Source organism: uncultured Wocania sp. (assembly GCF_964021735.1).
In the GTDB taxonomy this organism is placed as follows: domain Bacteria; phylum Bacteroidota; class Bacteroidia; order Flavobacteriales; family Flavobacteriaceae; genus Wocania_A.
Map to the genome: position 1 here is coordinate 1 of NZ_CAXIBN010000125.1, position 8,783 is coordinate 8,783.

The window sequence follows — 8,783 nt, forward strand, 5'->3', positions numbered from 1 at the left end:
GCATCCTACATCCTAATTCCTATGGATGTAGAGAGTCAAAAAAATCATCTTAAAGCTTACGGTATAACCTATTGGACGCTCAATAAACAATTAAAAATTAAGTGGTTACTTAATTATCGTGGCGGTTCTTTTTTATTACCAGATACCGAAGAAATTCAACGCGAATGCCAAATACGAGGTGTTTCCTTTGAAGTTATTTCTAATTCAAAAGCAGAAAGCATTCTAGAAGATATTAGCAGTCCAAGTAAAAATATGGAAGCTGTAGTTTTAGAAAAAGCACCAAAAATAGCCGTTTATACACCTTACGGAAAACAACCATGGGACGATGCCGTAACTATGGTTTTGCAATATGCAGAGATTCCTTATGAAACCATTTACGACGAAGAAGTTTTAAACGATGGTTTGCTATTGTTTGATTGGTTGCATTTACACCACGAAGATTTTACGGGGCAGTTTGGTAAATTTTATGGCGCATATAGAGCTACAAATTGGTATATTCAAGAAAAAAAGGAAGCCGAAGCATTGGCTGTAAAGTTAGGCTATAGTAAAGTTTCGGACGAAAAATTAGATGTAGCTTTAAAAATTAGAGATTATGTTATTGGAGGTGGTTTTATGTTTGCTATGTGCAGTGCGACCGATAGTTTTGATATTGCATTGTCTGCCGAAGGTATCGATATTTGCGAGCCTATGTTTGATGGAGACGGAAGCACGCCTGGGTATCAAAATAAAATAGACTATAATAAAACCTTTGCTTTTACAGATTATACTTTAGAAAGAAGCCCGAACATTTATGAATTTTCTTCAATAGATATGACTAGAAAACGGATGATTCCTAAAACAACTGATTATTTTTCGCTTATGGAATTCTCAGCTAAATGGGACCCCATTCCAACTATGTTATGTCAAAATCACACGGCTTTAGTAAAAGGATTTATGGGGCAAACAACATCGTTTACAAGAGATGAAATAAAATCTAATGTATTAGTAATGGGTGAAAATAAATCTAATGGAGAAGCAAAATATATTCACGGTATAAAAGGAAAAGGATTTTTTACTTTTTATGGTGGTCATGATCCAGAAGATTATCAGCATAGAGTTGGAGACTCCAAAACCGAATTAGATTTGCACCCAACTTCTCCAGGATATCGGCTTATATTAAATAATGTCTTGTTTCCTGCTGCTAGAAAGAAAAAGCAGAAAACATAATTTTTTGTAAATTTAGAACATACAAAAGTTTAATTATAGCTTCTAAAAAAACAAATATTCAAGAAAACTCTAATTGTAATAACTAATTATTTTGACATTCCATAAGATGCCTTTAATTTTTTTTGATAAAAGCACGAACAACAAACTATTAAAAAATTTAAGCTATTAAAGGCACCAGAGATAAGATAAATAGTTATATCCGTGGTATTGTATCGATGAAATAAATAAAAGTTAGTTGATTTTAAAAACAACTTAATCAACTAATAAAATGGTTCTTTGGAATGTGTAAATAAATCCATCAGCACCGTCACCTGTCGACATTATATTTTGATTAATAACTAATGCACTTTGAGAAATTTCAAAACTTCCAAGTTCATTATTATTTACTGTAAGATAGCTTTTTCCATCTAAATCTAAAACAGAGTATTCATAAGTTCCAGAATCTAAACCATCTTCAATAGTATCATCATCGTTATTATTCTCAACAACAAGGGTTTTGTTTGCATCGTTAAAAGCCCATACAATAGTTTCAAGATTAAATTCTTCATCTATTCCAGCAACACCACCGGTTACTTTTACTAAGTGCCACAAGTATTTTATTTTTTGAGGATCTATAGGGTCTTCATCATTAGAACAACTTGAAAAAATAAAAAAACAACTTAAAATTAGAATTACACTCTTTTTCATTTATTTTAAATATTTAGGATTTTACTTATAGATGAAAAAAAGGGCTAATGGTTGCGTAAACTTTATAAAAAAACTTTATTGACTTTTAGAGCTACAACTACAATGACCAATAGTTTCTGTGTTTTCATGCCACGGAAATGAGCTGTTATATTTGCTATTCTCCCAATAGAATTTTGAGCGTTCTTTTGGTTCGTTTCCAATTTCATTCATCGTTTTAGTATCATATAATCTTCCATTTACCATAGTATAAACAATACTTTCTGTATTTCGGATGTTATCCAAAGGGTTTTTATCCATTACAATTAAATCTGCTAATTTACCAACCTCTAAAGAACCTATGTCTTTACTCGCGCCAATATAATCTGCACCATTTATTGTAGCAGCTTTTAGGGCTTCCATATTGGTCATGCCTCCTTGCGAAAGCATCCATAATTCCCAATGCGCTCCAAGCCCTTGTAATTGTCCATGCGCACCTAAGTTAACTTTAACCCCTGCATCTGTTAATGCTTTACAAGTTTTAGAAACCAAAATATGCCCATTTTCATATTCTTCTTGTGGTATTTTCATGCGATGGCGAGAACGAGAATCAATAATGCTTCGAGGCGTATATTTAAGTAGTTTTTCATTTTCCCAAACATTATCATGTTCGTAAAAATAAAACTCACCATTTAATCCACCGTAGTTTACAATAAGTGTAGGTGTGTACCCTGTATTACTAGTTCTCCATAACTCTAAAACATCTTTATAAACTTTAGTTACTGGAATGTTGTGTTCAATTCCTGTATGCCCATCCATAATCATACTCATGTTATGATAAAAATTAGACCCCCCTTCTGGTACAACAAAAACCCCTTCTTCTCGGGCAGCTTGTATTACTTGTTGACGTTGGTTTCGTCTTGGTTGATTATAACTTTTTACTGATAAAGCACCAAATGCTTTGGTACGACGAATAGCAGATCGGGCATCATCTAAATTATTTATTACAGCTTTAAAATCACCATCTGCTCCGTATAAAATGGCACCAGTAGAGTAGAGTCTAGGACCAACCATTTGCCCATTTTTTATAAGTTCTGATAAAGTAAATATAGATTCAGTATTCGCTGAAGGGTCATGCGAAGTAGTAACTCCATAAGCTAAATTAGCATATAATTGCCAATGTTTTTGTGTGGTTATTCCTGCTCTAAAACCACCAACATGAGCGTGTACGTCTATAATACCTGGCATTATGGTTTTGCCTTTCACATCATATATTTTAGCTTCAGAAGGGATATTGATATCTGAACCCCCAAGAGCTTCAATTTTATTTTCTCGAATAATAATGGTTCCATTTTTTATAACCTTATTACCTTCCATTGTAATAATATTGGCTCCAGTAAATGCAATAACCCCTTTCGGTTTATCGGTTTTAGAAACTAAATTAATTTTCACCCCTTTTTTTGTAATAGGAGGAATGCTATCTGGTGAATTTTTTAAGAATGTAAATCGTTCATTAACATGATTTGTAAAATACTCATCGCCTAAAGTCCAATGAATTTTATCACTATTTTTAGACCAATGAATGCTTACACCAGCATCTCTTGATACTTGTGAGATAGGAACGAATGATTTAGCGCCTTTCTTTAAATCGAAGTTTAAAGTTTTTCCCGATTTTGGCAAAGGTGCAATATAAGCTTTATGTAAATTAGAAAATGCTATCCATTTATTATCTGGACTTACAACTAATCTATTTGCATATTTTGAGGAAACTAATGTTTTTTCATCTTTTCCATTCAAATCAACACTTTTTAGCATTTTAGTTAAACTACCAAAATACGTGCCTCCAGTTTGATAAATAATTCTGTTTCCCCCAAGATTAAAAACAGGATTTGCTCCTTCTTTTAAAATGAATTGAGGATTTTCTCCGTTAGAATCCATAACATAAATACCAGACTTTTTAGTATATGTAAAACCTTGATCGCTATTTCCTGCTTCTTTTCGATACACTATTTTATTTCCGTCGTTAGAAAACGAAGGTGTTCTATAAATGCCTTTTGTGTTAGTAAGTTTTATTGATGAACCATTATTAATATTCGCTTTATAGATACTTCCAAGTTGCTCATCATTCCAAGTTACATAAATAATTTCTTTTCCGTTAGGAGAAAATGATGGCTCAAACTCAAAATCTGAAGCATTAGTAAGCCTTTTGGGTTTGCCGTTTGGAAGTTTTTTTGTCCAAAGATGTCCTAAAGCGCTAAAAATAATAGTTTTACCATCAGGAGATGTTACTGTATTGCGTATTGTTTTTGCTGTGAAATTTTCAGGAGCAACAGGCGTATCAAACTCTAAAGCTTTTGCAATTTTTATAGAAGCTTCAGCCTTAAAAGGGATGTTTGTAACATCTAATGAATTAATATTTATCTTATTGATTTTTCCACCAGACCAAAAAACGAGTTCTTCATTGTTTGGCATCCAACTAAAATTAGGATATACTCCAAAAATAGCCCATGCTTCTTGCTGATCTTTGTCTAAAGCATCATAAATTGGCCATTCTTCACCAGTTTCTAAATCATGGATATAAAGAACAGACTTTGTTCTAACACGTTTTACAAAAGCTAGTTTTTTGCCGTCTCTAGAAACTTGAGGTCTTGCAGCTCCTCCAGCACCACCTATTATTTTTTCTGTTTTACCAGTTTTAAAATTGTAACGGTTAACTATATAAATCTGACTATTTGGATCTTTATTATATTGAAACATGCCGCCAGGGTAAACATCTTCACTGTAATATAAATACTTGCCATTTGGCGATATGGATGGTTCATTTACATCTTGCTGGTCATTTTTGCGTTTTGTTAATTGTAAGCCAGTGCCACCAGTAATATGATACATCCACATTTCTCCCGCACCTACAGAACGTTGCGATGTAAAATGTTTACGCACAATTAAGTAATTACCATCTGGTGTCCAAATCGCATTATTTAATAATTTAAAAGTTTCTTTAGTTATTTGTTTTGCATTAGTACCATCAATATTCATAGTCCAAATGTTGTCGGCACCACCAGCATCACTTGTAAAAGAAAGTTTTGTACCATCAGGATTAAAACGTGGTTGAATTTCAAAAGGCAAACCTTCTCTAAGTAATTTGGCATCACCACCTTCAATAGGCATAATATAAATATCGCCTAATAAATCAAAGGCTATTTTTTTTCCATCTGGACTTACGTCTAGATTCATCCAAGTACCTTCATTGGTAGAAAGTTTTAATTCTTTGAAATCCCAATTACCTTCAGGGTTATTTACATCCCATTTTTCTTTTTCTTTTTTCTGAGCTTGAAGATTTAAATTAAATAAAAGGAGGATTAATAAAATTAATTTAAAATGATGCATTGGTTGATAGTTTAAATTGATTCTTAAAGATAGTTATTTTTTGAATGTGAGCTTTAGTAAGTTGGAAACAAAAAAAATCCGATTCAATTAAGAATCGGATTTTTATTAAGCGAATAATATGTTTTACAATAGGCGAAACGCCTTATTTAATTTTCTCTACTACAGCTTTAAAAGCTTCAGGGTTATTCATAGCTAAATCTGCTAAAACCTTACGGTTTAATTCAATATCATTAGCTTTTAATTTCCCCATAAATTGAGAATAAGATAAACCATGTTCTCTGGCTCCTGCGTTAATACGCGTAATCCATAATGCACGGAATGTTCTTTTTTTGTTTCTACGGTCTCTATACGAATATTGCATAGCCTTGTCAACCGCATTTTTTGCTACTGTCCAAACGTTTTTACGTCTTCCAAAGTAACCTTTTGCTTGCTTAAGTACCTTTTTTCTTCTGGCTCTTTTTGCTACAGAATTTACTGATCTTGGCATAATTTTAATTGTTTTTTGTAGTAGGCGGACGAAAAATCGACACTTTAAATATGCCTAACTCCAGGGTTTATAAATTGTTTTAACCGGTTAAAACGGTATTACTTTAAACGTAACATGGTTTTAACATTGTTTTCGTCAGCCTTATGTACTAAAGTATCATGGGTTAACGCTAGCTTACGCTTTTTAGATTTCTTTGTTAAGATATGACTCTTAAAAGCGTGCTTTCTTTTAATCTTACCAGTACCTGTAAGCTTGAATCGCTTTTTAGCACTAGATTTTGTTTTCATTTTAGGCATTTTTTTCTCCTAGTTTTTAATTATTTCGCTTAATTATCTTTAATCCTGAAATTATTTCAGCATTTTTTTATTTTAATGGTGCTTCTCGGTTGCTGAGCGTAGTTAAAGCGTTACTTTTTTGGAGCAATAAACATAGTCATACGTTTACCTTCCAAACGAGGCATTTGCTCTACTTTTCCATATTCTTCAAGGTCTTGTGCTAATCTTAACAACAATATCTGACCTTGTTCTTTAAATATGATTGATCGTCCTTTAAAAAACACAAAGGCTTTTAATTTAGCACCTTCTTTTAAAAACTTCTCAGCATGTTTCTTTTTAAAATCATAGTCATGATCATCAGTTTGTGGACCAAAACGAATTTCTTTAATGATAACTTTTGTAGCTTTAGATTTTAAAGCCTTATCACGTTTCTTTTGCTCATAAAGAAACTTTTTATAATCCATAACCTTACAAACAGGAGGATCAGCATTTGGTGAAATCTCTACAAGATCTAATTCTTGCTCGTTTGCTATTCTCATAGCGTCACCTTTGGTATAAATACCAATTTCTACGTTGTCTCCAACGAGGCGTACTTTTTGCGCTGTAATCTTAGAGTTAATTTTATGTTTATCCTCTTGTGAAACCCTTCTAGGTTGCTGTCTTCTTCTAATTGCTATGGCTTTATGGTTTTAAATTAAACTTAATTTTTAAAATGATTTTAATGTTTTTTTAATATTCTCTTTTATTATTTCAGAGAAGGCTTCTACACTAATCATGCCTAAATCTTCTCCACCATGCTGACGCACAGTTATTTTTCCTTCTTGTTCTTCTTGCTCCCCTATAATAATCATATATGGGTGTTTCTGCATTTCGGCTTCACGAATTTTCTTCCCTATAGTTTCATTTCTATGATCTACGAGGGCGCGAATTTCGTTATTTTCTAGCAAATTTAAAACTTTTTCAGAGTATTTTTCATATTTCTCACTAATTGATAATATAATTGCTTGAATTGGGATTAACCAAAGTGGAAAATTTCCTCCTGTATGTTCTAGTAATAATGCTACAAAACGCTCCATGCTTCCAAATGGTGCACGGTGAATCATAATGGGTCTATGTAGCTCGTTATCACTGCCTTTGTAAGTTAACTCAAAACGCTCTGGTAAGTTGTAATCTACTTGAATTGTACCAAGTTGCCATCGTCTTCCTAAAGCATCTTTTACCATAAAATCTAATTTAGGGCCGTAAAATGCAGCTTCTCCAGTTTCAATTACAAAATCTAAACCTTTATCGGTAGCGGCATTAATAATGGCTTGTTCTGCTTTTTCCCAGTTTTTAACATCACCTATATATTTGTCTGGATTTTCTGGATCCCTTACAGAAACTTGTGCAGTAAAGTTTTCAAAACCTAAAGAACCAAAAACATAAAGCACCAAGTCTATAACATCTTTAAACTCTTTATCCAATTGGCCTGGTGTACAAAACAAGTGAGCATCATCTTGGGTAAAACCTCGCACACGAGTTAAACCATGTAATTCGCCACTTTGTTCGTAGCGATATACGGTGCCAAATTCTGCAAATCGTTTTGGTAAATCTTTATAAGACCACTGAGAACTTTTATAAATTTCACAATGATGCGGACAATTCATTGGCTTTAGCAAAAATTCTTCATCTTCTTTTGGTGTTTTAATAGGCTGAAAACTATCGGCACCATATTTTTCATAGTGTCCAGAAGTTACATATAATTCTTTTTGCCCAATATGTGGTGTAACCACCATTTCGTAGCCAGCTTTCTTTTGAGCAGCCTTTAAAAAATTCTCTAAACGCTCACGTAATGCAGCACCTTTAGGCAGCCAAAGCGGCAAACCTTGCCCTACTTTTTGCGAAAACGTAAATAACTCTAACTCTTTACCAAGCTTTCTGTGATCCCGCTTTTTAGCTTCTTCTAGCATTTCTAAATATTCGGTAAGATCCTTTTGCTTAGGGAACGATATGCCATAAACACGAGTTAACTGTGGCTTGTTTTCATCACCCCTCCAATAAGCACCAGCAACACTTAAAACTTTAACCGCTTTTATAATACCAGTATTTGGTATATGTCCGCCTCTACATAAATCAGTAAATGTAGAGTGATCGCAAAACGTAATTGTACCATCTTCAAGGTTTTCAATCAATTCCGTTTTAAAGGTATTACCTTTGTATAATGATAATGCTTCCGCTTTAGTTGCAGATCGCATTTTAAAATCGTGTTTTCCTCTAGCAATTTCCAACATTTTGTTTTCAATGGTCTTAAAGTCCTTTTCAGAAATCGCATGCTCACCAAAATCTACATCATAATAAAACCCACTTTCAATAGCTGGACCAATAGTAAGTTTTGCTTTAGGATATAATTCCTCAATAGCCTGAGCCAAAATATGCGCGCTACTATGCCAAAAAGCAGTTTTACCCGCATCATCTCTCCAAGTGTATAAAACTAAAGAACCATCGGTAGTTAATGGCGTTACGGTTTCTACAGTTGTACCATTAAAATTAGCCGAAATTACATTTCGAGCAAATCCCTCACTTATGCTTTTAGCAACATCCATTGGTGTAACGTTTTCTTCAAACGTTTTTACACTGCCATCAGGTAATGTTATATGTATCATTAAAATAAATTAAATTCAGTTTGCAAAGATACTAGTATAAATAAATCCACACAATATATATATAGGTATAATTTTTTCTTAAGGCGTTCCTCTTCGGGTCGTGCTTTCGGCAGTTGCTTTTTT

7 protein-coding genes are annotated in these 8,783 nt (G+C 33.2%); 1 reads left to right on the plus strand and 6 read right to left on the minus strand.

All coding sequences use genetic code 11. From position 1 onward, the window contains the following. Nucleotides 1-1,206, plus strand: a 1,206-nt coding sequence (locus AADI82_RS11035; protein WP_341216495.1) for an asparagine synthetase B, incomplete at its 5' end; no start/stop codon positions are given. Between the two features lie 252 nt (nt 1,207-1,458). On the opposite strand, the gene AADI82_RS11040 is transcribed toward AADI82_RS11035, so the two are convergent. The 6 genes from AADI82_RS11040 to thrS all read right to left on the minus strand — a co-directional run bounded on the left by AADI82_RS11040 (nt 1,459) and on the right by thrS (nt 8,660). After that, on the minus strand, nt 1,459-1,893 hold the full coding sequence (locus tag AADI82_RS11040) for a hypothetical protein (protein ID WP_341216496.1): 435 nt from the start codon (nt 1,891-1,893) through the stop codon (nt 1,459-1,461). A gap of 75 nt (nt 1,894-1,968) precedes the next feature. Next, nucleotides 1,969-5,256, minus strand: coding sequence for an amidohydrolase family protein (locus AADI82_RS11045; protein ID WP_341216497.1), 3,288 nt, complete (start codon nt 5,254-5,256; stop codon nt 1,969-1,971). A 142-nt stretch (nt 5,257-5,398) separates the two neighbouring features. Then, entirely contained in the window at nt 5,399-5,743 is a 345-nt protein-coding gene (gene rplT, locus AADI82_RS11050) for a 50S ribosomal protein L20 (protein ID WP_034040731.1), read from the minus strand. Between the two features lie 98 nt (nt 5,744-5,841). Further along, a complete protein-coding gene (rpmI, locus tag AADI82_RS11055) occupies nt 5,842-6,039 on the minus strand; it encodes a 50S ribosomal protein L35 (protein WP_034040729.1) in 198 nt (65 codons plus the stop codon). A gap of 110 nt (nt 6,040-6,149) precedes the next feature. Continuing rightward, nucleotides 6,150-6,695 carry a translation initiation factor IF-3 gene (infC, locus tag AADI82_RS11060; RefSeq protein ID WP_341216499.1) on the minus strand — a complete coding sequence of 182 codons (546 nt, stop codon included), beginning with the start codon at nt 6,693-6,695 and terminating at the stop codon, nt 6,150-6,152. A gap of 30 nt (nt 6,696-6,725) precedes the next feature. After that, nucleotides 6,726-8,660: a threonine--tRNA ligase gene (gene thrS, locus AADI82_RS11065; protein ID WP_341216498.1), complete on the minus strand. Its 1,935-nt coding sequence runs from the start codon at nt 8,658-8,660 to the stop codon at nt 6,726-6,728. Nucleotides 8,661-8,783: the final 123 nt, after the last annotated feature.